At 41.1% G+C, this 24,652-nt stretch carries 32 protein-coding genes; 7 read left to right on the top strand and 25 right to left on the bottom strand.

All coding sequences use genetic code 11. The features are described from left to right. The 18 genes from spoVAC to GKC25_RS10270 form a co-directional block, all read right to left on the bottom strand. Positions 1-453, bottom strand: coding sequence for a stage V sporulation protein AC (gene spoVAC / locus GKC25_RS10185; protein WP_034661140.1), 453 nt, complete (start codon positions 451-453; stop codon positions 1-3). 20 nt (positions 454-473) lie between these two features. Continuing rightward, positions 474-890 (bottom strand): stage V sporulation protein AB, encoded by a 417-nt coding sequence (locus GKC25_RS10190; RefSeq protein ID WP_187703949.1) that lies wholly within the window; start codon positions 888-890, stop codon positions 474-476. Further along, the gene (locus GKC25_RS10195) at positions 880-1,500 is read right to left on the bottom strand and encodes a stage V sporulation protein AA (RefSeq protein ID WP_342689789.1); all 621 of its coding nucleotides are present in this window, start codon (positions 1,498-1,500) and stop codon (positions 880-882) included. Before GKC25_RS10195 ends, GKC25_RS10190 begins: the two co-directional genes overlap by 11 nt. 113 nt (positions 1,501-1,613) lie before the next feature. Continuing rightward, positions 1,614-2,381 carry an RNA polymerase sporulation sigma factor SigF gene (sigF, locus tag GKC25_RS10200; protein ID WP_024422864.1) on the bottom strand — a complete coding sequence of 256 codons (768 nt, stop codon included), beginning with the start codon at positions 2,379-2,381 and terminating at the stop codon, positions 1,614-1,616. Between the two features lie 13 nt (positions 2,382-2,394). Further along, on the bottom strand, positions 2,395-2,835 hold the full coding sequence (spoIIAB, locus tag GKC25_RS10205; protein ID WP_034661145.1) for an anti-sigma F factor: 441 nt from the start codon (positions 2,833-2,835) through the stop codon (positions 2,395-2,397). Further along, positions 2,832-3,185 carry an anti-sigma F factor antagonist gene (spoIIAA, locus tag GKC25_RS10210; RefSeq protein WP_034661146.1) on the bottom strand — a complete coding sequence of 118 codons (354 nt, stop codon included), beginning with the start codon at positions 3,183-3,185 and terminating at the stop codon, positions 2,832-2,834. Before spoIIAA ends, spoIIAB begins: the two co-directional genes overlap by 4 nt. A gap of 165 nt (positions 3,186-3,350) precedes the next feature. Next, entirely contained in the window at positions 3,351-4,505 is a 1,155-nt protein-coding gene (locus GKC25_RS10215) for a D-alanyl-D-alanine carboxypeptidase family protein (protein WP_376745181.1), read from the bottom strand. A gap of 157 nt (positions 4,506-4,662) precedes the next feature. Beyond that, positions 4,663-5,475 (bottom strand): purine-nucleoside phosphorylase, encoded by an 813-nt coding sequence (locus GKC25_RS10220; protein ID WP_187703950.1) that lies wholly within the window; start codon positions 5,473-5,475, stop codon positions 4,663-4,665. Between the two features lie 11 nt (positions 5,476-5,486). Further along, positions 5,487-6,671, bottom strand: coding sequence for a phosphopentomutase (gene deoB, locus GKC25_RS10225; protein WP_187703951.1), 1,185 nt, complete (start codon positions 6,669-6,671; stop codon positions 5,487-5,489). A gap of 151 nt (positions 6,672-6,822) precedes the next feature. After that, positions 6,823-7,713: a site-specific tyrosine recombinase XerD gene (gene xerD, locus GKC25_RS10230; protein ID WP_187703952.1), complete on the bottom strand. Its 891-nt coding sequence runs from the start codon at positions 7,711-7,713 to the stop codon at positions 6,823-6,825. Positions 7,714-7,719: 6 nt separating this feature from the next. Further along, positions 7,720-7,947, bottom strand: coding sequence for a YqzK family protein (locus tag GKC25_RS10235; RefSeq protein WP_003215798.1), 228 nt, complete (start codon positions 7,945-7,947; stop codon positions 7,720-7,722). A gap of 118 nt (positions 7,948-8,065) precedes the next feature. After that, on the bottom strand, positions 8,066-8,518 hold the full coding sequence (gene fur, locus GKC25_RS10240; RefSeq protein ID WP_003215577.1) for a ferric iron uptake transcriptional regulator: 453 nt from the start codon (positions 8,516-8,518) through the stop codon (positions 8,066-8,068). Positions 8,519-8,636: 118 nt separating this feature from the next. After that, positions 8,637-9,284, bottom strand: coding sequence for a stage II sporulation protein M (spoIIM, locus tag GKC25_RS10245; RefSeq protein WP_060596772.1), 648 nt, complete (start codon positions 9,282-9,284; stop codon positions 8,637-8,639). Between the two features lie 116 nt (positions 9,285-9,400). Next, complete coding sequence (locus GKC25_RS10250; protein WP_081311399.1) at positions 9,401-10,531, bottom strand: S8 family peptidase; 1,131 nt, start codon at positions 10,529-10,531, stop codon at positions 9,401-9,403. Between the two features lie 109 nt (positions 10,532-10,640). Beyond that, positions 10,641-10,862, bottom strand: a complete 222-nt coding sequence (locus tag GKC25_RS10255; RefSeq protein WP_034661160.1) for a hypothetical protein — start codon at positions 10,860-10,862, stop codon at positions 10,641-10,643. 68 nt (positions 10,863-10,930) lie between these two features. Beyond that, positions 10,931-11,383, bottom strand: a complete 453-nt coding sequence (locus GKC25_RS10260; protein ID WP_187703953.1) for a GNAT family N-acetyltransferase — start codon at positions 11,381-11,383, stop codon at positions 10,931-10,933. Continuing rightward, complete coding sequence (locus GKC25_RS10265) at positions 11,370-12,551, bottom strand: TIGR00375 family protein (protein ID WP_034661164.1); 1,182 nt, start codon at positions 12,549-12,551, stop codon at positions 11,370-11,372. Before GKC25_RS10265 ends, GKC25_RS10260 begins: the two co-directional genes overlap by 14 nt. Next, positions 12,548-13,105: an NUDIX hydrolase gene (locus GKC25_RS10270; protein ID WP_034661167.1), complete on the bottom strand. Its 558-nt coding sequence runs from the start codon at positions 13,103-13,105 to the stop codon at positions 12,548-12,550. Before GKC25_RS10270 ends, GKC25_RS10265 begins: the two co-directional genes overlap by 4 nt. Positions 13,106-13,272: 167 nt before the next feature. On the opposite strand from GKC25_RS10270, the gene GKC25_RS10275 reads away from it, so the two are divergent. Continuing rightward, positions 13,273-14,196 carry an aldo/keto reductase gene (locus GKC25_RS10275; RefSeq protein WP_034661169.1) on the top strand — a complete coding sequence of 308 codons (924 nt, stop codon included), beginning with the start codon at positions 13,273-13,275 and terminating at the stop codon, positions 14,194-14,196. Positions 14,197-14,282: 86 nt separating this feature from the next. Here the strand turns inward: GKC25_RS10275 and GKC25_RS10280 are convergent, their stop codons facing one another. Beyond that, positions 14,283-14,567, bottom strand: a complete 285-nt coding sequence (locus GKC25_RS10280; RefSeq protein WP_034661170.1) for an LCI fold-containing protein — start codon at positions 14,565-14,567, stop codon at positions 14,283-14,285. A gap of 322 nt (positions 14,568-14,889) precedes the next feature. Beyond that, positions 14,890-15,114 carry a YqkE family protein gene (locus GKC25_RS10285; RefSeq protein ID WP_034661172.1) on the bottom strand — a complete coding sequence of 75 codons (225 nt, stop codon included), beginning with the start codon at positions 15,112-15,114 and terminating at the stop codon, positions 14,890-14,892. Between the two features lie 124 nt (positions 15,115-15,238). Between GKC25_RS10285 and GKC25_RS10290 the strand changes: the two genes are divergently transcribed. Then, complete coding sequence (locus tag GKC25_RS10290; RefSeq protein WP_187703954.1) at positions 15,239-16,171, top strand: alpha/beta hydrolase; 933 nt, start codon at positions 15,239-15,241, stop codon at positions 16,169-16,171. A 26-nt stretch (positions 16,172-16,197) separates the two neighbouring features. Here the strand turns inward: GKC25_RS10290 and GKC25_RS10295 are convergent, their stop codons facing one another. From GKC25_RS10295 to GKC25_RS10305, 3 genes are all read right to left on the bottom strand, one after another. Further along, positions 16,198-17,460 carry a Rap family tetratricopeptide repeat protein gene (locus GKC25_RS10295; protein ID WP_342689790.1) on the bottom strand — a complete coding sequence of 421 codons (1,263 nt, stop codon included), beginning with the start codon at positions 17,458-17,460 and terminating at the stop codon, positions 16,198-16,200. A 305-nt stretch (positions 17,461-17,765) separates the two neighbouring features. Beyond that, the gene (locus GKC25_RS10300) at positions 17,766-18,005 is read right to left on the bottom strand and encodes a YqkC family protein (protein WP_003215790.1); all 240 of its coding nucleotides are present in this window, start codon (positions 18,003-18,005) and stop codon (positions 17,766-17,768) included. A gap of 12 nt (positions 18,006-18,017) precedes the next feature. Further along, positions 18,018-18,344 (bottom strand): iron-sulfur cluster biosynthesis family protein, encoded by a 327-nt coding sequence (locus GKC25_RS10305; RefSeq protein WP_034661177.1) that lies wholly within the window; start codon positions 18,342-18,344, stop codon positions 18,018-18,020. A gap of 257 nt (positions 18,345-18,601) precedes the next feature. On the opposite strand from GKC25_RS10305, the gene GKC25_RS10310 reads away from it, so the two are divergent. Continuing rightward, complete coding sequence (locus tag GKC25_RS10310; protein ID WP_254637674.1) at positions 18,602-19,264, top strand: expansin EXLX1 family cellulose-binding protein; 663 nt, start codon at positions 18,602-18,604, stop codon at positions 19,262-19,264. A 17-nt stretch (positions 19,265-19,281) separates the two neighbouring features. Here GKC25_RS10310 and GKC25_RS10315 read toward each other — a convergent pair whose 3' ends face one another. Together GKC25_RS10315 and GKC25_RS10320 are read right to left on the bottom strand one after the other, a co-directional pair. After that, positions 19,282-20,256 (bottom strand): GNAT family N-acetyltransferase, encoded by a 975-nt coding sequence (locus tag GKC25_RS10315; protein WP_034661182.1) that lies wholly within the window; start codon positions 20,254-20,256, stop codon positions 19,282-19,284. Continuing rightward, complete coding sequence (locus tag GKC25_RS10320; protein ID WP_034661184.1) at positions 20,253-20,732, bottom strand: GNAT family N-acetyltransferase; 480 nt, start codon at positions 20,730-20,732, stop codon at positions 20,253-20,255. The genes GKC25_RS10315 and GKC25_RS10320 overlap by 4 nt, the downstream gene beginning before the upstream one ends. Before the next feature lie 277 nt (positions 20,733-21,009). On the opposite strand from GKC25_RS10320, the gene GKC25_RS10325 reads away from it, so the two are divergent. The 4 genes from GKC25_RS10325 to GKC25_RS10340 all read left to right on the top strand — a co-directional run bounded on the left by GKC25_RS10325 (position 21,010) and on the right by GKC25_RS10340 (position 24,625). After that, a complete protein-coding gene (locus GKC25_RS10325; protein ID WP_034661187.1) occupies positions 21,010-21,459 on the top strand; it encodes a YfmQ family protein in 450 nt (149 codons plus the stop codon). Between the two features lie 149 nt (positions 21,460-21,608). Beyond that, entirely contained in the window at positions 21,609-22,841 is a 1,233-nt protein-coding gene (locus GKC25_RS10330; protein WP_034661188.1) for a DNA polymerase IV, read from the top strand. 15 nt (positions 22,842-22,856) lie between these two features. Next, a complete protein-coding gene (locus GKC25_RS10335; protein WP_034661189.1) occupies positions 22,857-23,201 on the top strand; it encodes a YolD-like family protein in 345 nt (114 codons plus the stop codon). Between the two features lie 188 nt (positions 23,202-23,389). After that, positions 23,390-24,625, top strand: coding sequence for an MDR family MFS transporter (locus tag GKC25_RS10340; RefSeq protein ID WP_034661190.1), 1,236 nt, complete (start codon positions 23,390-23,392; stop codon positions 24,623-24,625). Positions 24,626-24,652: the final 27 nt, after the last annotated feature.

Consider the following 24,652-nt stretch of genomic DNA (forward strand, 5'->3'; position numbering starts at 1 on the left):
CTACGAAAACGCCTTTTCCAAGATGTATCGAATGATCCCTACGACATATGCCGAGACGACACCAAAAACAATGACGTTCCCAGCAAGCTTAAACATGTTCGTGGCTACACCTAACACAAGCCCTTCACTTCTATGTTCAAGAGCAGCACTTGTCATGCTGTTTGCAAACCCTGTCACCGGGACAGCGGATCCCGCTCCAGCAAACTGGCCGATTCTATCGTAAATACCGATACCAGTTAATATAGAAGAAATTAAAATGAGGGTCGCTACGGTTGGGTTCCCTGCTGTCTTTTCATTAAAATCAAAAAAGTGAATATAGAAATTTTGCAGCCCCTCACCTATGGCACAGATCAATCCACCAACAAGAAAAGCCTTGATGCAGTTGAGGACATAAGGAGGTTTAGGCTGATACGTTTTCACCTTAGATGGATAGTTCTCTTTTAAACTCGACACGTGTTGTTCCCTCCAAATTCTTAAATATAAATCAGCCAATGAAATAGTGAACCAAATACCTTTCCTAAGACAATGGCCATGAGAAGCAAAACAATTTTCCCGTCCATTCCAATTCTTTTCGTTAATATAGGAAGTACATTTAATACTTCAGTCAGCGCAGCTGCAAGCATGCCGACGAAGATGCCCGCTAAAAGACCGATCGGAAGTGCCAGCCATTTGGATAAATGCAAATGTATTGGACTTAAGGTTGCCCAGCCGCCAACGACCGCCCCGCTGATGACAGCCGCCTCGTACCCTTGTATGAAGCACTGCGTTTTGGTTAATTGCATTAAACGAGGGATGATGCCCAGCACTGTGAGAAATGCCACAAATCCTGCTCCTACCGTTAAACCGCCGCCAAGTCCAACAAGCACGACAAAAAGCCACTTACCGATCATGAATGTCTTTCATTGTCTCTTTATTTTCTTTGAGGGCGACATAATGATCGAGTTCGAGCTGATATTTAAACATTTCCACTTCAAGCGGACTTGGTTCTTCATTTAAACGCTTTTTAAATACATGATTGAAAAATAAAATCATGCCGAAGCCTAGTCCGAAGCTATATGGAATTTGCAATAAATAAGGATGCTCAACCGTTTTTCCTGTGATCATTTCATATAGGCGGATATGAACGAGCCGCATACTGACATCCTCGTGAAAATTCATAATGGCAAGCGCCGCTCCGACAAATAACAGGAGCCATACAAACACAAATAAAACGGGAGAAAGCTGGCGTTTGCCTGTATCAATTTCGACAATGGCCTCAGCGCCTCCAACGGTTTGAATGTCGATGTCTGGCCATGTTTTTTTGATCGTTTTGACCACATGCATGATATCAAGAACGGCGATGTGACGATCCTTTTTACTGACATGATATATCGGCATTTTGCTAAGCTTTTGCACAGCAAACTCATCACCAGTGATTTGGGCGATATCTTCTAAATAAATGAGCTGATCATTACCGGTCTTGATTCGATGGCGCAGCCGAAGAAAGATTTGTCCGTCCATCCAAGTCACTTCCTAAACGATGGGTTAAAAATAGTATGTGGTGAAAAATGGTTCTCATACGATAGAACTTGATTTACCGGTAATTACCACACAAAAAAAGCCAGCCGAATTGGCTAGCTGTCTTTTTGATCCATTTGCATTTGGATTTGTTTTAAAATTTTCTTTTCAAGCCGCGAGACTTGTACTTGTGAAATACCGAGCCTCTCCGCTACCTCAGATTGTGTTTGGTCTTTATAATATCTTAAGTACACAATGAGTTTTTCTCGTTCTTCTAATTCCTTGATCGCTTCTTTCAGGGCGATTTTATCAAACCATCTTTCTTCTGAATGATCCGCAATTTGATCAAGCAATGTAATCGGGTCTCCGTCATTTTCATACACGGTTTCATGAATCGATGACGGTGAGCGGACCGCTTCTTGGGCGAGGACGACATCCTCTGGTGTGATATCAAGATATTCGGCTATTTCCTGGACAGTCGGCATTCTTCCGTGAGACTTAGACAATTCATCTCTTGCCCGCCGAATTTTATTTCCAAGTTCTTTTAGTGACCGGCTCACTTTGACTGTTCCATCATCACGAATGAATCGCTGGATTTCACCAATGATCATTGGAACAGCGTAGGTGGAAAACTTCACATCATATGACAAATCAAATTTATCAACAGATTTCAGCAGTCCAATACAGCCAATCTGAAACAAATCATCTGGTTCATATCCTCTATTTAAAAAGCGCTGAACAACGGACCAAACAAGACGCATGTTTTTTTCTACGAGGAGGTCTCTTGCTTGCTGATCACCGTCTTGGCTTTTTTTGATGAGCTCTTTGACTTCATCATTTGACAGCTGGGCTTTTTTTGCTTGCTTTTTTACCTCCACATCCATATGAGCAGCTCCTTTAATTACAAAGCGCTTTGCTTTTTGATAGATGCTTTGTTAAACGGATGGTCGTGCCCATTTCTGGAGATGAGTCTATCATGACATCATCCATAAAATTCTCCATGATGGTAAAGCCCATTCCAGAGCGTTCTAAGTCTGGTTTTGTGGTGAATAGCGGCTGTCTTGCTTCTTCAAGGTCTGTAATGCCCATGCCTTCGTCACGGATGGTGAGGTACACAACATGGTCATCAAGTGTGACATGGATATGCACCTTGCCATCTGGATTTCCATCATAGCCATGGATAATGGAGTTTGTCACCGCCTCTGACACAACGGTTTTGATTTCTGTTAATTCATCTAATGTCGGATCAAGCTGGGCGATAAACGCTGCGACTGTCACCCTTGCAAAGGATTCATTTTGACTTAAAGCAGAGAAGGTCAGGTTCATTTCATTCCTCATGATGCCACCCCCAATGTTTGCAATGCCGTTTGCTCTGAAGGCTCCATACGGATGATTTTAAATAAGCCAGACATATCAAATAATCGGTTCACTGCTGGCGAGATAGCACAGACGACCATTTCTCCGCCAAGCTGCTTAATTTCTTTATATCTTCCTAAAATCACTCCGAGACCTGAGCTGTCCATAAACGTTAAATCAGCCAAATTCAGCACGATGTGGCGAATGTCCTCTGTTTCCAAATAATTCGTCACCTTTTGTCTCAATGTTTCTGCGGAGTGATGATCAAGCTCTCCTGTTAACCGAATGCAAAGTACGCTCTCTTTTACTTGAAAATCAATTTCAAGGCTCATCTTTTTATTCCTCCTTGCTCTAATTTCGGATAAAGATTGTTTCTCTTTTTTATCAAGTAAATCCTTCACCATGACAAAACTAGTGACCATTCGTCACATTTAGATGTTCTTTTCTTCTTACTCATAGCAAAAAGACTGCCAATTACAGCAGCCTTTCACATTTTTTTATTTCCATTTCACAAATTCCGCCATCGCACGTTTCAAGAAAGTCCAAACGCCTGCTTTTTCCATTCCTTCTTTAGCTTCTACAGGGCTTTCATGCAGCACTTTTCCGTCTTTTTTCAAGACAATTGTACCTAGTTCCGTTCCTTTTGAGAATGGGGCCGTGACATCCTGAGACAATTTGATTTCTTTTTTAATCTGATCCACATTTTCGCCTTTTTTCGTTAAAAGGGAGATTGGCTCAGAGGTGACAAGCTGAATTTTTTTCTTTTTCCCTTTGCTTACCTTGATCTCCGCTACGTCTTGTCCTCGTTTGTAAAGCGGGTGAGTGGTGTATTGACTAAATGCATAGTCTAACATTTTGACCACTTGAGCGTTTCTGTCTTTCGGTGTACTTGCGCCGAAGACAACTGCAATCACGCGCATGTTGCCTTTTTTAGCGGATGCAGTTAAACAGTATTTGGCTTCGCCTGTAAAACCTGTTTTCAACCCATCGACACCTGGATAAAATTTAATCAATCGGTTCGTATTCACAAGCCAGAATTTTTTATCCGTGTTTTGACGGAGATAGTCTTCGTAGACCCCTGTGAATTTAGTGATTTGTTCATATTTCAACAGCTCTTTTGCCATTTTTGCCATATCATGAGCTGTACTGTAATGGTCTTTTTCAGGAAGTCCTGTTGGGTTTTGAAAGACCGTAGAGGTGAGGCCGAGTTCTTTTGCTTTTTTGTTCATTTGCTCCACAAACTGTTCTTCAGACCCTGCAATATGCTCTGCCATGGCAACTGAAGCATCATTTCCTGACGCAATCGCAATGCCTTTCAGCATTTCTTTCACGGTCATTTCTTCTCCAGGTTCAAGGAAGATTTGTGACCCTCCCATTGATGCTGCATAATCACTTGTTCTAACCTTATCAGTCATTTTCAGTTTTCCTTGATCAATGGCTTCCATGATGAGAAGCATCGTCATGATTTTGGTCATACTTGCAGGTGCAAGCTTTTCATCGCTGTTTTTGTTGTAAAGCACTTTTCCCGTGTCACGTTCTATTAAGATCGCTGATTTGGCTTCGTGCACCAATTCTGATGTTTGTTTTTCTCCTGGTTTTTCAATCTTTTCTTTTGCTATCGCTGATGGTGAAACCATTGAGATAAGGATCATTAAAATAAACAATGCACATATATGACGTTTCAAGTGGCAGACCTCCATTATCGTAATCCTTTCTATTTTTTCCTCATACAGGCTGTTTTATTCAGAGATCGTATGATTGCCATAAAAAAACCTTCTGTCGATAAAACAGAAGGCTTCTTGAAACATGCTATGAGAGTTGTTTGACTACATCTTTTACTAAATCAAGGAAACTCGCTTTCACTTTTTCCGTTACTTCAATGACTTCATCATGGGACAGCGGCTGATCTAAAATACCTGATGCCGCATTAGAAATGCATGAAATACCAAGCACTTTGATTCCTGCATGACGCGCAACAATCACCTCTGGAACAGTTGACATGCCTACAGCATCTGCTCCAATTGTTCTGAGGAAACGAACTTCAGCCGGAGTTTCATATGAAGGACCTGTCATCCCTGCATAAACACCATGCTGTACAGATATACCTAAGCGCTGAGCTGTTTCTTCTGCAAGTGCCAGCAAACCTTTATCGTATGGGGCAGACATATCAGGGAAACGAACACCTTGACTGTCATTTGGTCCAATTAATGGATTGGTCCCCATCATATTGATATGATCTGTAATCAGCATGAGATCGCCTGGATGGAAGGATGTATTCACACCGCCGGCTGCATTTGTCACAATGCATGTCTCAATGCCAATTTCTTTCATCACACGGACTGGAAACGTCACTTGCTTCATATCATATCCTTCATAGAAGTGAAAACGTCCTTGCATAGCACATACGACAGTGCCTTTCAGCGTCCCGATGACGAGCTGTCCTGCATGACCCTCTACTGTTGAAACAGGGAATCCAGGAATATCTTCATATTTCAATTTGATTGGATTTTCAATCTCATCTGCTAAAATGCCAAGCCCTGAACCTAAGATCAATCCAACTGTTGGTACGTTTGTCGATGCTTGTTTAATGTATGCCGCCGCTTCTGAAAACTGTGCTCCCACGAGATTTCCCCCTATTTGAGTTTAGATAAAAAGCTTGTGCCGTATTTTGGCATCGTTGACTTGAAATTGTCTGCGACTGTTGCTCCAAGATCAGCAAAGGTTTTTGCTGTTGGCAGTTCATTTGCTCCCTGATGCTTTTTGCTGTAAGCAATGAGCGGAACGTATTCTCTTGTATGATCTGTTCCGTGATGAACCGGGTCATTTCCATGATCTGCTGTGATCACAAGGAGATCATCCTCTTTCAACAGGTCAAACACTTCAGGAAGTCGTGCGTCAAATTCCTCTAGTGCTTTTCCGTAGCCCTCTGGGTCTCTTCTATGTCCGTAAAGAGCGTCAAAATCAACAAGGTTTAAAAAGCTGAGTCCTGTAAAGTCTGTTTTAAGTGTATCGACCAGCTTGTCCATTCCATCCATGTTCGATTTTGTTCTAAGAGAAGATGTGATCCCTTCACCATCATAAATATCAGAGATTTTGCCGATCGCAATCACATCGAGCCCATCATCTTTCAGCTCATTCATGACTGTACGGTCAAATGGTTTTAAAGCATAGTCGTGACGGTTTGGTGTTCTGACAAATGCGCCAGGCTCCCCGACAAACGGGCGAGCGATAATGCGTCCAACCATATATTTTTCATCTAATGTGAGTTCACGTGCAATTTCACAAATACGGTAAAGTTCATCTAATGGCACCACTTCTTCGTGCGCAGCAATTTGCAGCACAGAATCCGCAGATGTATAGACGATTAGATCGCCTGTTTTCATGTGCTCTTCGCCAAGCTCGTCTAAAATTTCAGTACCAGACGCAGGTTTATTTCCAATAATGCCTCTGCCTGTTTTTTCTTTTAGTTCATTTAATAGTTCATCTGGGAATCCGTCTGGAAAGACTTTGAACGGTGTGTCTATGTAAAGACCCATTATTTCCCAGTGTCCTGTCATTGTGTCTTTACCATTTGATGCTTCTTTCATTTTTCCATAATACGCAAGCGGTTTTTCATCCGCTGGAATTCCTTTGATTTCTTTAATATGACTCAGCCCAAGCTTCGCCATATTCGGCATATGAAGCCCGTTCATTTTTTCAGCAATATGTCCTAGTGTATCTGCACCTACATCATTAAAATCAGCAGCATCGGGTGCTTCCCCAATTCCTACTGAATCCATTACGACGAGGAAAATGCGTTTATACTGATAATCAGGCATTAAAAAGCGCCTCCTTCAATATTCTTGTCTTTTGACCTTTCAAAAAGAGAGGTCTGACATCTCAAGTATAAACCGTTTACAAGCCGGTTGACAACCATAAACGGCGCAAACATGAAAAAGCATGACACACGTTCACTGTGTCATGCTTTACTTATGCCCTTGGATGGAATTTGTGATACACATCTTTCAGTCTTGTTTTCGTCACATGTGTATAAATTTGTGTTGTTGAGATATCGGCATGTCCGAGCATCTCCTGCACGGCTCTTAGGTCTGCACCGTTTTCAAGCAGATGTGTTGCAAATGAATGCCTGAGTGTATGGGGTGTGAGTTCCTTTTGAATCCCTGCTTCGATGGTTCTTTTTTTCAAATTCTTCCAGAAACCTTGCCGCGACATCTTTTTCCCGTGATGATTGAGAAATAAGGCATCTGCCGGCTGTTTTTTTAACAGCTTGCTTCTTCCCTTTTCGATATATTCTTCAATCGCACTTGCAGCAGCTTCACCAATTGGCACAATCCGCTCTTTTCTTCCTTTTCCAAAACAACGGATAAAGCCCATTGTGAGGTGAACATCAGCAAGAGTCAGATCCAGCATTTCACTGACGCGAATGCCTGTTGCATATAAGAGCTCGAGCATCGCTTTGTCACGGTAGTCAAAGGGAGTGTGCTGATTTGGTGTATCAATCAGCTTTTCGACTTCCCCTAGTGATAGAACTTTCGGTAGTTTCCGCTCTGTTTTTTGCGTTTCAATGTTCCACGACGGATCATCTGTTGTCACTTTTTCCCGGAGCAGAAATTGATGGAAGGAACGGATCGAGGATAGATGCCGCACTGACGTTTTGCTCGATTTCCCTTCCTTCTTTAGCTGCTTTAAATAATGAATGATATGCAGGCGCGTGACATCTTTGATATCCGTCAGCTGCTCATGTGTCATTAAAAAAGACAAGTAGTTCTGTAAATCTCGTTTATAAGAAACAATGGTATTTTCAGAGAGTCCTCTCTCTACTGTCATAAAATGAATAAAGTCGGATAATTGATCGTTCAATGATTTCTACTCCCCGTTTTGATAAAAATAAATCAATCGGTCTTGCCAGTTGTCTTGATTCGGCTGATCCATTTCCATCACTTTAATTGCTGCACCCTCTGGTTTATCATAACGATGGTAGCTTTCATATTCTGAATTTATCCATATCATAGCATAATAGAACAAGACGGTAAAACCAGTGAACAAGATGAATACTTTCATCACTTCACCTGTTGTTTTGAGCCATTTTCGCATGATTTTCATGTCCTTTCTCAAGCTTCTCATTACTTCAGCATATGCCAGGTGGGACAAGGAATATACAGCGAAAATGCAAAAAACCTCTTCATCTTAAATGAAAAGGTTCCAATTCGGATTATTTGCCGGATTCATCATCATGACACCGGTGGCAAATACCATGGAATGTCAATCTATGATCCTTAATTTTAAATTTCCAGTCACGTTCAATAATCTCTTCAACGTCTTCTAATAAATCATCTTCTATCTCATCGACTGTCCCGCATTCCATGCAGACAAGATGATGATGGAAGTGAGCGGCTCCTTCTTTGCGAAGATCATATCGCGAAACGCCGTCTCCAAAGTTAATTTTATCAACAACTTTCAGTTCAGTTAGCAATTCTAACGTTCGATAAACAGTAGCAAGACCAATTTCAGGAGACTTCTCTTTTACGAGGAGGTATACATCTTCTGCACTTAAATGGTCTTCTTCATTCTCAAGCAGTACTCTTACTGTTGCTTCACGCTGTGGCGTGAGCTTATAGCTGGAAGAATGAAGCTGTTTCTTAATTCGATCAATCCGATTTTCCATTGACTTTCCCTCCTACGCCACATTACTTGATCATTATATCAAATGATGTGCTGAGAGCCAACTATAATCATTTTAAATTGATAAATAAATTGATTATTATTTAATAACGATTATAAAATTATGAAAAAAGAACACCTGCCAGCTTTTTCATGAGCATGAAAGATACGTAAGATTCAAAAAAGGACGAAAGTGCAGCAAGCGTTAAAATCATCAGCAAAACAGATGCATACCGGGCGAACCACTGAACAGGTGCTTGACTGATGGTTTTTTTCATGAACAGCTGCCCAATGAGACGGATGGAAAACGCAATCGCACATGTACCAATCACTAAATAGGCTGGAATAAGCAATATGTTTTGCGGAAGAACCGATACGAACGAAAGGAAAAAACCACTCAGCCCCATTTGATTTACTAGAAAACCAACTGTAAACCCAACGACAATTCCTTTTAAAAAAATCATGAGAAAGATGAGCGGCAGGCCAATGATAGATATTCCTAGTATCCACATAAGACCTAAATATTTCATATGATGCAAAAAGCTTTGCAAAAACATTTCTTTTGATTCTGCTGCTTTCTCATTCGTCAGCTGACCAAAAAATTGATTTAAATAATAGAATAAATCCTCTTTCTGACTAATTGTCATACTATTAACGATGATGGCCCCAAAGATCACGCCCATTAAAAAGAGTACAGAGACAAACAAATAAATCGATAGATGGTCTTTTACGTGCTGAAGAAGATGTTCCTTCCAAGACTTTTTCCGCATGCGTCTTCCTCCCAAATAGTAAAGGTTACTAGATTCTATGAGAGAGATTACGAAACATGACAGTTTTATTGAAAGAAAAAAGAGAAAGCAGCCTAAACACTGCTCCCTCTTATCATTTATCGGGCGGCTTTTTGTACGTTCACAAGCCCGGCACCATAATAAAAAGGATCTCCAAGCTTTGCAGCCGTTTTTGAAAGTCTCTCGCGCACTTCATCGTTTGTCAAATTCGGATGTTTTGATAGAATGACAGCCGCAGCGCCCGCTACATGCGGTGATGCCATGGATGTTCCACTCTTATAGCCATATTCATTATGAGGAATGGTGCTGAGCGTTGAAACGCCCGGTGCTGAGACTTCCACTTCTTCGCCGACAGATGAATCAAAGGCTCTTTGTTTTCTTTCGTCAACAGAGGCAACCGCCATCACTGAGGCGTACTTAGCTGGATAGTCAACCGTGTTGAGAGAGCCATAACTTCCTGCATTCCCAGCAGAAGCCACAATGAGAATCCCTTTGTCGTATGCTCGATCTACCGCTTCTTTCAGCGCTTCAGATTCACTTGCTCCTCCCATACTAATATTGATGACATCCATGTCATTCTCAATGGCCCATTCAATTCCTTTAATGATCCAGCTATAGTAGCCGTCACCATTTTCATCTGCCACCTTGACCGCATAGATAGAAGCCTTTGGCGCAACACCAACGACACCTACCTTATTATCTAACGCTGCAATTGTGCCTGCCACATGCGTTCCGTGTTCATGCGGGTCAACAAGCGGATCTGACTTTGTTGGAACAAAGCTGACTCCGCCGGTGACATGTAAATCTTCATGTTTGCCATCGATGCCGCTGTCAAGAACGGCTACTTTGACATTCTGTCCGGCGTATCCCCGTTTATGTACCTTTTGTGCTTTGATGCTTTTGATGCCATATGGGATCGTTTGACCGCTTGTTTTTGCCTTTTGGTCCTCCTCAATGAAGGTCACTTCTTTTGCCTGATTCAGTTTCTCTTTCGATGCCTCATTCAAGGAAACTTTCATCATATCTATTTGCTCTATGGATTCTTTTACATGCCCACCAGCTTCTTCGACAAGCTGTTTTTGTGTATGGTCTTGAACGGAAGAAGAAAAGCCGATCATGTACTCTTTTTTTGCTTGCTCCTTTGCAGAAATATGTGAGGCGCCGAACGTGACCGATGCCAGCATCATACTTGCCATACAAAGCCTTGCTCCAATTGACTTGACGTTCACAATACTCACTCTCCCTTTCATCTTTTTGTCATTTAACTACATTTTCAGACAAAAAGAAACGACCGTTTGTCCTATTTTTTAAAATTTTTCCATTTATTTGAACTAGTTGTCACAAAAAAGCAAAATAAAAATGCTTATGATCCTCTTGATAGTGATCATAAGCATTCCTTCTTTTATGTTTTTTCATCATGTGCTGCAAGGCTTCTTGTTTTGTTTTTGTCTTTCTTTCATGTGTGCTAAAATGCGGCATGTTTCCTCTCGACAGTTCCGGGTTTCGGCTGTGCTGTCTTTGAATATGTTCTCGTTTTTTCTTTGCATTGCTTTTTCCCATTTGGCAAAACCCCTTTCGTTGACGTTATGATACACGATGTGACATAAAAAAGATAGACGTATACACGCCTATCTTTCTGTTTTCACCATATCAAGATGCGGAATTCCATCTTCATCATAACAATCTGAAACGGCCTTAAAACCAAATGATTCGTAAAACGACTTCAAGTAGGCCTGCGCCTGAATTTTGACACTTGTTTCACCTAATTCACTCAGCTTTTCCAAAGCCTTGCTGAGCAGCATTTTTCCATAGCCTTTTTTTCGGCCTGCCTGCATCACAAGAACGCGGCCAATGGACGCCTCTTCGTACATGATTCCGCTTTGAAAAATTCGGCAATAAGCCACAATCGTGCCGTCCTCTTTTGCAGACAGATGAAGCGCTTCTTGGTCCCGGTGATCAATTTCAGGGTAAGGGCATGTTTGTTCGACAACAAACACATTGACTCTTTCCATTAAAATCAGGTAAAGATCCTCTTTTGTTAATTGGTCAAACGTTTGACATGTCCAGTTAACTTGATTCATGATTGATATCCACCTTACCGTACACTCCGCCCCCGCCAGCGATCAGTTCGACTTCACCTTTTCTTGCTTTGATGATGTAATTGGCTGTTTTTTCTGGCAGGACAGCTTTTAGTTCTTGTTCTGTTGCTTGATGAAGGATATTCATCTCTGTGTGAAACACGGCTTTTAGCTTCTCCAGCGTTTTGGCTCCGACACCCGGAATAAATTGAAGCGGGAGCTGATGAACATAAGGAGGTCTTGTTCCTTTGTCACTTTCTTGGTCAGCAAGCTCCTTTAAACGCTCACTCACCCCTTTTGTCATCCGGGTATGTCCGCATGCGTGGCACTTTTCTTGATCTAGCGCGCTAGGTCTTACTCCGCACTTCTCGCAGGTTGTATGATAGTACTTCCCAAGCCGAGGAGCGAGTCCATAATTTCCTGTAATGGCTCTTCCCTCTTTCCCTTCAAGGGCTAGTTTGAATTCGGCAAAAGAGGCATGATCCATTCGGATTTTTGTATATTCTCGCGCAATTTTTCCTAAAGAATGAGCGTCTGAATTCGTTAAAAAGGGATAACGATTCAGTTCACTTATCTGGGACGCCATTGACGTATCGCAGCTAAGTCCTAGTTCAACAGCATCAATGAGGTCTGGGTCGAATACTTCCGTTAAAGACGTGTTGACTCCTTTGCCAAATAAGCTTTTATGCGGCGTGAAAATATGAGCAGGAATAAACAAGCCTCCTAGCTCCTTGACCTTGCGCTGAAGTGTTTTCCCATCAACATAGAGGCGCTGTGAACTCAAATGCACATTTTTCATATAAAGCGCGAGCCATGCGGAGAACTCAGACATTTTGTGAAGTGTGGGCATAAATGCAAGCACGTGAATTGGACCTTTTGAATGGTTATCGTTAATTTCTAATTCACTGCCTAAAAGCAGCACGGTCTGTCCAAATGATAGACCGCCATCATTTAGTTCAGTGTACTTGCCTTCCTCTACACCCTCTATTAATTCTTCTAGGACTTCTGGAGATTGTGCATCAATCACACCAATCATCCCCATCCCTTTACTTTGCGTTGCTTCAATGAGAATTTGGTCAATTGTCAGTGACCTTGCACCTGTAATTTTAACAGCTCTGCCTGTTCTTGTTCTGCCAATATGAATATGGATGTCTGCAAAAAACTCCCTCATTTTGTTGACTTAAGTACCTCTTGCAATTGTAAGTACTGAATGGCATAGGCTGTTTTTGCATCATAAATGTGCTGCTTTTCAATGAGGTGCAAGGCTTCTTCTAATGAAACTTCCATCACTTCAACAAATTCATCTTCATCCAGCTCTCTTTTTTCTTCAAGCGGAACCAGCTGATCTGCAAGATAAATGTGGACGATTTCATCTGCGAAACCAGGTGATGTATAAAAGGCCGTCAGCTTTTGGAGCTGCTGAGTGGTGTACCCTGTTTCTTCTTCTAATTCTCGCAGTGCTGTATGTGCCGGCTCTTCCCCTGGCTCTAATTTTCCAGCCGGAATTTCAACGATGGCTCTCTCTAGTGCTTTACGGTATTGCTTGACCAAGATGATTTTATTTTCGTCTGTACGAGCAATGACGGCTACTGCACCAGGATGTTTGATGATTTCGCGTTTGCCTTGTTTTCCGTTTGGCAATTCTACATCTTTAAGAACCAAATCAATGATTTTTCCGTTATATAATTCTTTAGTCGATAATGTTTTTTCTTCAAAGTCCTTCAATTTTGTCAGCTCCTCGTTCTACTTTCACTTTTTACTTCATTCATTTTAACATAGATGATTTAGGAGAAGCGAAATGCGAACGCTTGCTTCAATGCGCCACTTGAAATCACCTAGCTTGAATTCCAGATTTTTTTCACTTAATGTGAAGGGATAGGAGTGTGATGGAATTGAAAAAAAGACGAATTGGTACCTCGGATCTTTTGGTGAGCGAGGCAGCACTAGGATGTATGTCCCTTGGAACGGAAAAAGGAAAAGCGCTCTCTTTATTAGATGAGGCTATAGACCTTGGAATTAATTATTTGGATACAGCCGATTTATATGATTTTGGGACAAATGAAGAAATTGTCGGGGAGGCTATTAAAAACAGGCGGCAAGATTTGATTTTGGCCACAAAAGGCGGCAACCGCTTTGAAAAAGGCAAATCTGGCTGGGACTGGGACCCTTCAAAGGCGTACATAAAAAAGGCCGTGAAACAAAGCCTCAAGCGGCTGCAAACAGATTATATTGATTTATACCAACTGCACGGAGGCACGATAGATGATCCTATCGATGAGACGATTGAGGCTTTTGAAGAATTAGTGGAAGAAGGCGTTATTCGCTATTATGGCATCTCTTCTATCCGTCCAAACGTCATTAAAGAATACGCCAAAAAATCCAACATCGTCAGTGTGATGATGCAATATAGTTTACTCGACCGCCGTCCAGAGGAATGGTTCTCTCTTCTTGAAGAACAAGGCATTAGTGTCGTCGCAAGAGGACCTTTAGCAAAAGGGCTTTTAACTGAAAAACCACTTTCGCAAGCAAGTGCAGCGATTCAAAAAAACGGCTATCTTCAATATTCATTTGACGAGCTCCAGCAGGTCATTCCTTCTTTAAAGAAAGTCGCTTATGACCTATCATTCACAGAGCTGTCCATTCAATATTTGCTTAAGCATTCTGCGGTCAGTTCCGTTGTATTTGGCGCAAGCTCGGTGGAACAACTAAAAGAAAATGTAGCAGCGGCAAATGCACGTTCTTTAAGTGACCAAGAAGTAAAAGCATTGACTTACTATACAAAACCATCTGTGTATGAGGCGCACCGGTTTAAATAACATAAAAAGAGATCGCTTTATGTGATCTCTTTTTTATCGTGTTTTTCTCTATTAAAAATGAGAAGGGGCTAAAAGCCCCTGTACTCTTATCTATTTGCACTTTCATAATACGCATAATTTCCGGCTTTGCCTTTAAGGTGAAATGTAGTACCAAAACGTTGAAAATTATTTGCAAATACGCCATTATCTGAATGCATACATAATCGATTACCTCCACCTTTAAAAGGAGTTACAGAACAATCAACAATTGTAGTCACCGACGTACGAAAATCCGCTTCCTTTGAATCATTTGTAGCAAGAGCTTGTCCAGAAACAGGTAAAAGCAATCCTAAAGATAAAGCAACTCCAGTCATTGTTCTTCTCAATTTCATGTGAATCATCTCCATTTCCAAATTTTTCAATTCATCTTCATTATAAGAAGAATGCTCCTCTATTAAAAGGGTCTTAATTACTATATTTGTAATAAAAAGGAATTTTAATAAATCAATACTCCCGTTTCTTCTATTTTGATCACGTATAAAATAGGTGATGGGATTTAGTTTTAAATCATATTTTCACGAAGCTGAAATGAAGTGAAATTCGAAGGAGTCAGAAGAGTCTGCTCTCAAATCACCTATGTTTTGAACAAGTTCATTTCGTGTTGATCAATCTCAATGATGACATGAAAAAAAGGAGCATCAGAGCTCCCTTTTTTTAGCTTTTATATTTTCTCCAGTCCAAATGACTTTCATCTAGCAGCTCGGAGAAGCTTTTATTTTTTTCTTTTTCTTTCTGCTGCCTAAGGAGGTCTTGTCGTTTTTGTTCTTCTCTTTTTTCTGTCTGGGCGGCAAGGTTCTGCTTCATTTGAAGAAGCTGCTGTTTGAGATCCTCGTTTATACCGTCCTTTAATTTCGCTTGTTCTTGATTGGTCTTTTTCATCGTGCCTCTCTCCTTTTGTCCTAAGTGTATCATCCGTTTTATTTGCTGAGCAAGAGTCACGCCAATCTCCCAACATGTGGTATGATCGTCATAGGAAAAACTTCGGAAAGGAAGAATCAGCTGGATGAAGAAATGGATCGCTATACTTGCCTTGATATTATGTCCGCTCGCTGCAATCGGTATTTTTTTCACCAATAAAATGATGTATATTCGAAAATTAACAGATGAAGAGCTCATCAAAAGAGAATCAGATGAAGGACACTATCATCACGAAGAGTTTCAACAGCTTAAAAAAGAGAAAGTGTGTATTCCTTCAGCATTTGGTTATGATCTTCATGGCTATTTTGTGCCGCACCCACATCCACATACAACACGCACCATCGTACTTTGTCATGGCGTCACAGTCAGTTTGATTAATTCCGTTAAGTATATGAAATTATTCCAAAAGCTCGGATGGAATGTGATGCTTTATGATCATAGAAGACATGGAATGAGCGGCGGGAAAACCACGAGTTATGGATACTACGAAAAAGAAGATTTAGCGCAGGTCGTGAAGTGGCTCAGACAAAGACTCGGGGAAAATGCCATTATCGGCATACATGGAGAATCAATGGGTGCAGTCACGACTTTGTTATATGCTGCAAAGCCGGAAGCAAGCGCCAATTTTTACATAGCTGACTGTCCTTTTGCTTCTTTTGAGGATCAGCTTCTCTATCGATTAAAAATAGATTTTCGTCTTTCAGGGCAATGGATTCTTCCACTAAGTGATCGAGTGTTAAAATGGCGGGATGGATACAGCATTCGGCAAGTTTCACCGCTGGATGTGATCGATCAGGTGAAAGAACCTGTGCTTTTTATCCATAGTCTTCATGATGACTATATTCCATGCGAGCAGAGTCAGCAGCTATATGCTCGAAAAAAAGGTGATAAACAGCTATTTATAGCGCCGCACGGGGCACATGCGATGTCTTTTAGCGAAAATAAGGCAGCTTATGAACAAGAAGTTCAAGGATTTCTTCAACAATTTGAATCGAATGAAGATAAAAGAGGAGAATGAACAGCGGTTCGTCTCCTCTTTTTGAGCTAACTTATGCGATAGTCACCACTGTTGTATGATGTCTGCCCGCCAGCTCCATATGACTCTCTTCCGATTGCTGCTGACTCATGACCGATAATCCTGCAGTTGCTGCCAATAAAAGAACTATCAAACTCGTTTTCATATAAATGACCCCCATTTTGAATTTTTGATATGGCTTGAATCTTCCTTTCGTAAAACCGTGTAGATGCTTCATACAGTCCAAGCTCATTGTAATAATGAGCCGCATCAAGTGCCAATCCCTCAATATCTGGGTATAAGCGCTTGTCCTCGAGCAGGTCTAATGTATCGTCTATGATCGTTATTTCTGCATCAACGTATAATGCTTTTAAGAACTGAAATTTGCAGATGTAAATTTCATCTTCTAATTCACAGGCTTTCATAATACCTTGTTGATAGAGAGTTAACGACTCTTCTATTTGTTTTTGTTTAAACAGGATTTGGGTCAGCATAAATAGTGGGTCTAGAGAGCGATTAAGATGGGTTAAATTCTCCTTTTCAAACACTTCAAGAGAGTCTTTCAGATAACGGCTTGCTTCCGCAAGATCGTTCATTTGGTAATAACAGTTACCTAAGTTGAAAAGGGCCGAACCTATGACTCGAGGGTTTCCAATTGAGCGTGCTCGATTTAGAGCATTTTTAAAGTAGGGTAATGCATGTTCATAGCATTTCAAATCATCATAGTTTGCACCGATGACAAATTCACAGTGGATGATTCTCAGCGTGTACGTTCTGTAGGCAGAGTACGTATCTAACGCTTGCAAGGCATAGTGCATCGAAAAGTGGGTTTGTTTCATGTGGTAGTATATTTCAGCTAATTTAAAGTAAAATTCTGCTCTTTCTATATCATCTGATATAAGATTGAGCTTTTTTTCTGCTGAACGGTAATAAGCAATGGCACTTAAATAGTTTTGCTGTTCAAACTCAAACATTCCTGTGAAAAAATGAACATAGTATTCAAGCATGTCCGTTAATTTCGTTTGCGAATGTTCGATCGTTTCTAGCAGGTTCTTAATTTCTTCATCATTTGAGGCTTTCTTTGCCGGTTCAAAATATTCAAGCATCACCTTATGGCGAAAATCCATCAGCTGGTAAAACAGCAACAAGTTTTGATCCTGTTCCATCTCCAGAATTTCCTGCTCGATCTCGGCCTTCAGCTTCTCTGCTTTCATGACATGAAATCCGCAAATCTGCCTATACCATTCGTTTATTTTGATTCCAACCTGAGGCGATGACAGCTTGAGCTTCAATTCACTTTAGCACCTCCCTTCTCATATACGATACATGTTGTATTCTATCACATTCCCTCGAATGGAAGAAATATGAAATGTCATTTTTCGCAAAGTTTTCGGTATCCCGCAATAAACGCTTTCATTGCCTATTTTTCGGCATTTATAACCACGGTTTTTTCATTTCTATTTTTCTCATTTTGTCGAATTGGTTGTTATAAAACGGTTTTTTTGCGTTTTAAAAGATCATTTTTCAGATTAGACATCCCTGCTGTTTGATGAGATGATGAAGGCACGAAAAAAACCCTTTTGTCAAAAAAGGGCTTTTATAATACATCTGTTACCTGTTCCATATTCTCTTTGATCCAATTGACAGCTAATTCGAGCGTTGGAAATTCTTCCGTTTCAAATGTGACTTCATCTTGAAGAAGCCAAACGTCCTTTTTCACCGAATCCATTCCACCTATTGACCAGTGCAAAAGGGTATAGGGATGATTGTTATTTAAAAACGACACCCATGTTTTATTTTGTGCCGTGTTTTGTATCACTCTAAGCTTCTGATCCACTACGTTTCCACCTTACTTTACAAGTATGCCCATTCTTGGACTGAGTATTTGCTGAGGACTTTTCAGCATCAATGTATTAGCTTTTTCATTAAAATCGATGGTCATTTCCTCATCAAAAAATACCTTCTGTGCAATGTGTATATATAGTTTTAAATGTTGGCTATTATTCAGTTGTTCCCATTCACCTGTTCTTTCACTTGTTAACCAAAGCATTGGTACGCCACTCACTGCACAGCCACAACCTTCTGAATCGTAGCGAAGCAGTAATTCCTTAGTTTCGTTTCCTATTTGCTGTTTTTCTATATATGTTTTAGCCAGTTCTGTGATGTGAATATACATGGCGAACATCCTTTTTAAATTGATGCTTACATTGTAACACATAAAACACCATAAAACATGACACACGACTAAATCCGAAAGTCATATTCTTTGAAATACACGCTCTTCTCACTAGGATTATATCTATCTATTGGCTCTTTTCGCTTCTTGTTTTTTAGAATTATACTTATGACGCTACCAATTTTAAAAGAATAAACAGGAGGTTTTAGATCGTGAAAAAAAGATTATCTCTCTGCTTCATCGGGGCACTGATATTTATGTTGAGTTTCGCTGTGCCAAACATGAAAGCGGCATCTGTCCTTGATGAAGTACGAGAAAGCTATGCGACTTATACGGGATCTGGTTACTCAGGGGGCTCCGCATTATTAGATCCTATTCCATCTGACATGAAAATTACGGCTTTAAATCCCCATGACTATAACTATAAAGGGGTAAATGCGGCACTTGCAGGTTCTTACCTTGAAGTAAAGGGTCCAAAAGGAAAAACCGTTGTGTATGTAACCGATAAATATCCAGAAGGAGCAAAAGGAGCTCTTGATCTTTCTCCTAATGCCTTTGCCAAAATCGGTAATATGGCAGATGGAAAAATCCCAATTAGTTGGAAAATTGTAAAAGCACCGATTAGCGGAAATGTAGCTTACAGAATAAAAGAAGGCAGCAGTGAGTGGTGGGCTGCGATTCAAGTGCGCAATCATAAATATCCGATTATGAAAATGGAATATTACAAAGATGGACAATGGGTGAACATGGAAAAGACAGACTACAACCATTTCCTTGGATTTAATATGGGGTCTAAATCTCTTCCTGTTCGAATCACAGATATCCGCGGGGTCATAGTAAAGGATAAATTACCCGCTCTTCCATCTACTGCTGCTTCACAGGCCTATATTGTAAAAGGCAATGTTCAGCTTCCTAATTAACGAGGGAAAGAGGTAGCTTATTTAAGAGCTTCCTCTCTTCCTTCTCTATCCCAGTGATATGCCTCATTTTCTATTTCTTTTATGATTTCATTCTTTCCTGCCATATAGCTTTGTATATCTTCCGGATACTGATTTGCTAATTGTTCCTTGACAGACGCATACGCTACAGCTCGTTCTGGATGGGCCCTTAAGTAATCTCGAAACAATAAATGCCTTTTCACATCAGGGTGATTTCTCTCATAAACATGGACATGATGCGTACGATTCAAGCCACCCTTTTGAAAAAAACGTCTCCCTTTTATGCCATTTTCACCTAGCGCTTGATATCCAAGATGTTCAAAGCTCTCTCTTTTTCTATCGATCTCTTTTATATGACTTACTTCTATTAAGATATCAATAATTGGTTTGGCAACAAGCCCTTCAACTGACGTACTACCAATATGATGTCCTTCTATCCAGTTCTTTTGAATGATTTGCTTGAGTTGCTGCTTTTCTTGATGGAATTCTTCATGCCACTCTTTTTTGAATTCGACAACCTCAACCTTTCGCCTTGGTCTCCATTTCATTTTTGATAAGGTGAGCTCTTTTGCAACATGAATCACATCTGTTTCAAGAAATCCTAACTTTTCGTATAGCCTTTTTGCAGGGGTATTTTTTTGCCCTGTGGTCAGTTCTATAGGGACATTTTTCTCCATAATTGTGGACATAAGTTTTGTTCCAATACCCTGCTTTAGCGCTTTTGGATGTACAGCCAATCGACTAATGATCAAATAATCTTTCTGCTCTTCATAAGAGGCAACGCCTAGTAAGATTCCCTTTTGCTCAAAACCAATAAATTGCTCTTTTGCTTTCATTACATCTTGAATGGTCTCTTTTAATGGTGGGAGATCGGCATAGCCAATTTGTTCAGCTTCTTGTTGGTATGCAGCTAGTTGAATATGTAAGATCTGCTTTGCTACATCACTTATTGTTTGATCTAAATTGATAATCATTGCATTGCCTCTAATTTTTTCACAAATAAAACACGATCTTCATTTATTCCATCATAGTCTGAAAACACGGAGATTCCTTCTACAGTTTTGTCCCCTTTTTCAATTTGAAAGCCCAATTTTGCATGATAGGCAATCGATACTTTATTTACAGGTGCTGTTACCGCTTTAATGGTTGTTCTTCCTTCCTGTTTTGCCACATCATAAAAGGCTTGATATAGGATTTTTCCTATCTTTAATTTCCGATGGTCTGGATGTACACCTACAAAATGAATATACGCTTCATCTGAATGAGATTGCGATAAAAAACCGACTAAAAAGCCAATCAGTTCACCTTTTTCAACGACGACAAAACTTGTTTGCTGAAAATGTTCAAAAAATAGCTTCGGCAATTTTGCGCGCAAATCTCTGCCTCCCCACCAGCTTTGGATGACGGATGTGACGGCGTAAAAATCTGACGGCTTCACTTGACGTATCATGATGACCTCGCCCCTTTTCATTTTTGGCTTACCGCTCTTTTTTTAAAAAAAACTGTTGTTTCAATAGTCTACCTGTCCGATTAATTGTTTGTAAAGATCACGTGTCAGCCTTTTTTCCTTTCAGCTTTGTTGATTCTTCGTTCTTTCGCCGTCATCTCCTTTTAAATCTTCACACTTATTTCAAAAAGTTCACTTTTTGTGCGAAAGTTTCATTCTTTTGGTATGTTAAGATGGTTCATATAGGAAATGTAACAAATGTTTATTGGAGATGATGATATTGGTTTGGATTGTTACTTCACTTGTTGTGTTTAGTCTTTTAAAGCTTCTTGTCACTTCGCTGCCTTCTGGTGTTGTGGAACGCCTTTTTAGTCGTTATGCGGTGCATGCAAAAGTAACAAGTGATCAAACAACGATCATGTTTGAAGATCGTCCGCTCAATGATCAGCAAGTATCTGAAATTATTCAACATTTTAATGATGCGATCTTTATTGAACGCTATTATATTTATCCTGGTGATGAAGAGCGTTTTCTTCATCCGCAGGAAGGGCCGGCACCGCTTACCATGCAAACAAAGCTTGGCAAACATGATGTGACCCTTTATCTGTATCATTACGATGACCACGTGGATGTGGTGCGGCAGTTTACACATAAGCCTAAGAAAAAATTGACGGCCTATCGTTTGCGTTCTGAGCCGCTCCAAACATCCCACAACTTGGCACATGCTTAAAATATGTTGCATCAAATGAGACGAAGTGGAAGACACTTCGTCTTTTTTGTATGGATTTACGCTCTTTTCTTTGAATGATTTACCAGTATCAATTTCGCCTCCTGACGGTTACAATATAAACGGAACATATGTTCTAAGAGGTGAAAATAATGAATGAACGAGCCATTCTGCTTGTGGATATGCAATCGTTTTATGCGTCAGTCGAAAAAGTGGAGGCTCCCCACTTGAAGGATGTGCCGCTCATCGTCTCTGGAGATCCTGAGCGGCGGAGCGGGGTCGTACTTGCCGCCTGCCCGCTCGCTAAAAAACGAGGCGTACAAAATGCATCAAGATTATGGGAAGCGCAGGAGAAATGCCCCGAAGCTGTCGTCGTACGCCCCCGTATGCAGCGCTATCTTGATATCTCTGTCATGATAACAGAGCTGCTCGAACAATACACAGATCTTGTCGAACCCTATTCAATTGATGAACAATTTCTTGATATTACAGGCAGTCTGACACTACTCGGTTCTCCCCGCGAGATCGCTCAAAATATACAAACAACCATTATGAACCAGACTGGCATTTACGCACGTGTTGGCATCGGTCCTAATAAAGTGCTCGCTAAAATGGCCTGTGACCATTTTGCTAAAAAAAACACATCTGGTATCTATGAACTTCGTACAGACAGTGTTGCGGCTGATTTATGGCCGCTTCCGATTGGAAAATTATTTGGCGTCGGCAAACGAATGGAGCACCATTTAAAACGAATGGGCATCAGTACCATTGGGACGCTTGCTGCTTATCCGTTAGACCGGCTTAAAAAACGCTGGGGAATCAACGGAGAGCTTTTGCAGCGAACAGCTTTAGGGCATGATCCCTCTCCGGTCACCATTCACACACATGATCAGCAAAAAGCGGTTGGACATCATATGACTCTTCCCCATGATTATGCGTCTTTTGAGGATATCAAAGTCGCTCTTCTTGAATTGAGTGAAGAAGTGGCAAGACGTGCACGCTTTAAGCATTATCTTGGGCAAACAGTGTCTGTTGGCGTGAGAGGCGCTGATTTTTCTCATCCGACTGGATTTCATAGACAAATCAAGCTTCATTCACCTACACAGTACGGGACAGATATTGCAGACGCAGCCATTCAGCTATGCAAGCAGCACTGGGATGGCCAGCCCATTCGCAGTGTGGGTATTACTCTCTCACAGCTGCAGTCTGACAGCCAATATCAGCTGACTTTATTTGATCACCATGTTCAAAAAGACAAACTCAGCAAAGTATTTGATGCGATCCACATGAAGTATGGACCTGCTGCCCTGCTGCACGCTTCGTCACTGACAAGCGCAGGGCAGGCGTATCACCGCGCCGAAAAAATTGGCGGACATTACAAATAACGGAGGCGAACAGCCATGAATCCCAATAAATTAACACCTGGATACAACCTCATGTGGGAATCAAGCCGAATGATGCTTCCAGAGCACCGGGAGCAGCTGCTTGCTCAAAAACGGAAGAAAAAAGAGTACACCCCTCCCCCGCTGAGCACCGATCAACTGGAGGAAATGAATTTTTTGATCACACAGTCGATTACCGAGGATCAAGCGATTTACGTGACATATGCCGCAGCAGGTATGAAAGAGCAGTTTTGGGGCTGGGTAAAAGCCATTCATTATGAAACGCAGCGCATAAAAATCGTCAATGATGAGGATGTTCTCAACCTGTCCTTGCAGCAAATCGTCGCGATCGACCTTGATTAAATTTTCGCCAAATGACCGCGCGAATCAGTGACATAGAAGCACTGGCAGCAAAAAGCAAACCTCCAAATGGCGAGCCAATCTTGCTTCTTTGCCATATGGCAGATGTCTCCTCCATCAAATTGTGTATTTAATTTGCACAATTTTTCATGTATGATTGGAACATCTTACAAACTCAGGGGAGAAACAGCATGAAAAATAACTTACGTACGTTACATCCGCTTAGTTGGACGATCATCATCGGCACCATATTTGGCCGAATGGCGACGTCCATGAGCATTCCTTTTTTGGCCGTTTATTTGACACAAGTCAAAGGCGCCTCAGCGTCTTCTGCTGGATTAATCATTGCCGTTAGCTCTCTGATTGGGATCGTTGCGAGTTTTTACGGCGGATATATTTCTGATCGTATCGGCAGAAAAAAGGTCATGCTTCTATCGATCTTCGGTTGGTCACTTGTCTTTGTTGGCTTTGCATTTGCAGATGCCATTTGGGTCTTCTTTATCATGAACGCTTTAAACGGACTGTGCCGGGCACTGTTTGAACCAACATCTAAGGCGCTCTTATCTGATGTCACCCCATCAAGTATTCGGTTGTTTGTGTTTAATTTACGGTATACAGCCATTAACATAGGGGTCATCTTCGGTCCTCTGCTTGGCTTATATCTCGGGTCATCGAAAACAACGTTCCCATTTCTCGTTGCTGCCTTCATTTACTTGTTATACGGATTAACGCTGGTCTGGCAATTTCAGAAACATCCAGTTGCTGCTCCAGAAAGCACGAAACAAATTGGTGTCAAAAAAGCCCTTTCCATTATCCAAAAAGATACGGTCTTTAGCATTATCCTCATCGGCGTGACCTTATGTTCGTTCGGGTATTCGCATTTGAGCTCAACGCTGCCTCAATATTTATCCGCTTCACCTATGATTGAGGATGGTCCGAAACTGTTTGGATACCTTTTATCTTTAAATGCAGTTGTTGTCATTGTCGTACAATATCCGCTCATCATGATCGCCAAGCGCTACTCCACCATTTTGTCGCTGACCACTGGGAATATTCTTCTTGCCGGCAGTTTGTTTGCTATTGCTTTTTCACAGAGTCTCGGCATGCTTGCTTTCATCATTGTCGTGTTTACAATTGGAGAGGTTCTGCTGTTTGCGATGATGGATCTTTTTGTAGACAATGTGGCAAAGCCAGAAGTAAAGGGATCGTACTTTGGTGCGATGGGATTTTCTCAGCTCGGCAGCGTCATCGGACCATTTGTCGGCGGACTGTGCATTGACTATTTTGGCGCAGCCCATCCCTTCTCCATTTTTTCAGTCTTGTCGATGGTCACCATCGCAGGTGTCCCGTTCTTACTCATTGGATACTACCGCCTGAAAAAGCGATCCGCAGCTGCGGTCGCTGTTAAAGTCAGTGGAGATCATTAAAAAAACCGCTCTCGTTTGAGCGGTTTT

The organism is Bacillus pumilus, assembly GCF_038738535.1.
Taxonomy (GTDB): Bacteria; Bacillota; Bacilli; order Bacillales; family Bacillaceae; genus Bacillus.

Coding starts and splice junctions, on each gene's coding strand:
- GKC25_RS10190 (WP_187703949.1), bottom strand. CDS start 890: ATGATCGGTAAGTGGCTTTTTGTCGTGCTTGTTGGACTTGGCGGCGGT.
- GKC25_RS10195 (WP_342689789.1), bottom strand. CDS start 1,500: ATGGACGGACAAATCTTTCTTCGGCTGCGCCATCGAATCAAGACCGGT.
- sigF (WP_024422864.1), bottom strand. CDS start 2,381: ATGGATGTGGAGGTAAAAAAGCAAGCAAAAAAAGCCCAGCTGTCAAAT.
- spoIIAB (WP_034661145.1), bottom strand. CDS start 2,835: ATGAGGAATGAAATGAACCTGACCTTCTCTGCTTTAAGTCAAAATGAA.
- spoIIAA (WP_034661146.1), bottom strand. CDS start 3,185: ATGAGCCTTGAAATTGATTTTCAAGTAAAAGAGAGCGTACTTTGCATT.
- GKC25_RS10215 (WP_376745181.1), bottom strand. CDS start 4,505: ATGATCCTTATCTCAATGGTTTCACCATCAGCGATAGCAAAAGAAAAG.
- deoB (WP_187703951.1), bottom strand. CDS start 6,671: ATGCCTGATTATCAGTATAAACGCATTTTCCTCGTCGTAATGGATTCA.
- GKC25_RS10235 (WP_003215798.1), bottom strand. CDS start 7,947: ATGCGAAAATGGCTCAAAACAACAGGTGAAGTGATGAAAGTATTCATC.
- fur (WP_003215577.1), bottom strand. CDS start 8,518: ATGGAAAATCGGATTGATCGAATTAAGAAACAGCTTCATTCTTCCAGC.
- spoIIM (WP_060596772.1), bottom strand. CDS start 9,284: ATGCGGAAAAAGTCTTGGAAGGAACATCTTCTTCAGCACGTAAAAGAC.
- GKC25_RS10255 (WP_034661160.1), bottom strand. CDS start 10,862: ATGGGAAAAAGCAATGCAAAGAAAAAACGAGAACATATTCAAAGACAG.
- GKC25_RS10260 (WP_187703953.1), bottom strand. CDS start 11,383: ATGAATCAAGTTAACTGGACATGTCAAACGTTTGACCAATTAACAAAA.
- GKC25_RS10265 (WP_034661164.1), bottom strand. CDS start 12,551: ATGAGGGAGTTTTTTGCAGACATCCATATTCATATTGGCAGAACAAGA.
- GKC25_RS10280 (WP_034661170.1), bottom strand. CDS start 14,567: ATGAAATTGAGAAGAACAATGACTGGAGTTGCTTTATCTTTAGGATTG.
- GKC25_RS10285 (WP_034661172.1), bottom strand. CDS start 15,114: ATGAAAAAGACCAATCAAGAACAAGCGAAATTAAAGGACGGTATAAAC.
- GKC25_RS10290 (WP_187703954.1), top strand. CDS start 15,239: ATGAAGAAATGGATCGCTATACTTGCCTTGATATTATGTCCGCTCGCT.
- GKC25_RS10305 (WP_034661177.1), bottom strand. CDS start 18,344: ATGTATATTCACATCACAGAACTGGCTAAAACATATATAGAAAAACAG.
- GKC25_RS10310 (WP_254637674.1), top strand. CDS start 18,602: ATGTTGAGTTTCGCTGTGCCAAACATGAAAGCGGCATCTGTCCTTGAT.
- GKC25_RS10315 (WP_034661182.1), bottom strand. CDS start 20,256: ATGATTATCAATTTAGATCAAACAATAAGTGATGTAGCAAAGCAGATC.
- GKC25_RS10320 (WP_034661184.1), bottom strand. CDS start 20,732: ATGATACGTCAAGTGAAGCCGTCAGATTTTTACGCCGTCACATCCGTC.
- GKC25_RS10330 (WP_034661188.1), top strand. CDS start 21,609: ATGAATGAACGAGCCATTCTGCTTGTGGATATGCAATCGTTTTATGCG.
- GKC25_RS10335 (WP_034661189.1), top strand. CDS start 22,857: ATGAATCCCAATAAATTAACACCTGGATACAACCTCATGTGGGAATCA.
- GKC25_RS10340 (WP_034661190.1), top strand. CDS start 23,390: ATGAAAAATAACTTACGTACGTTACATCCGCTTAGTTGGACGATCATC.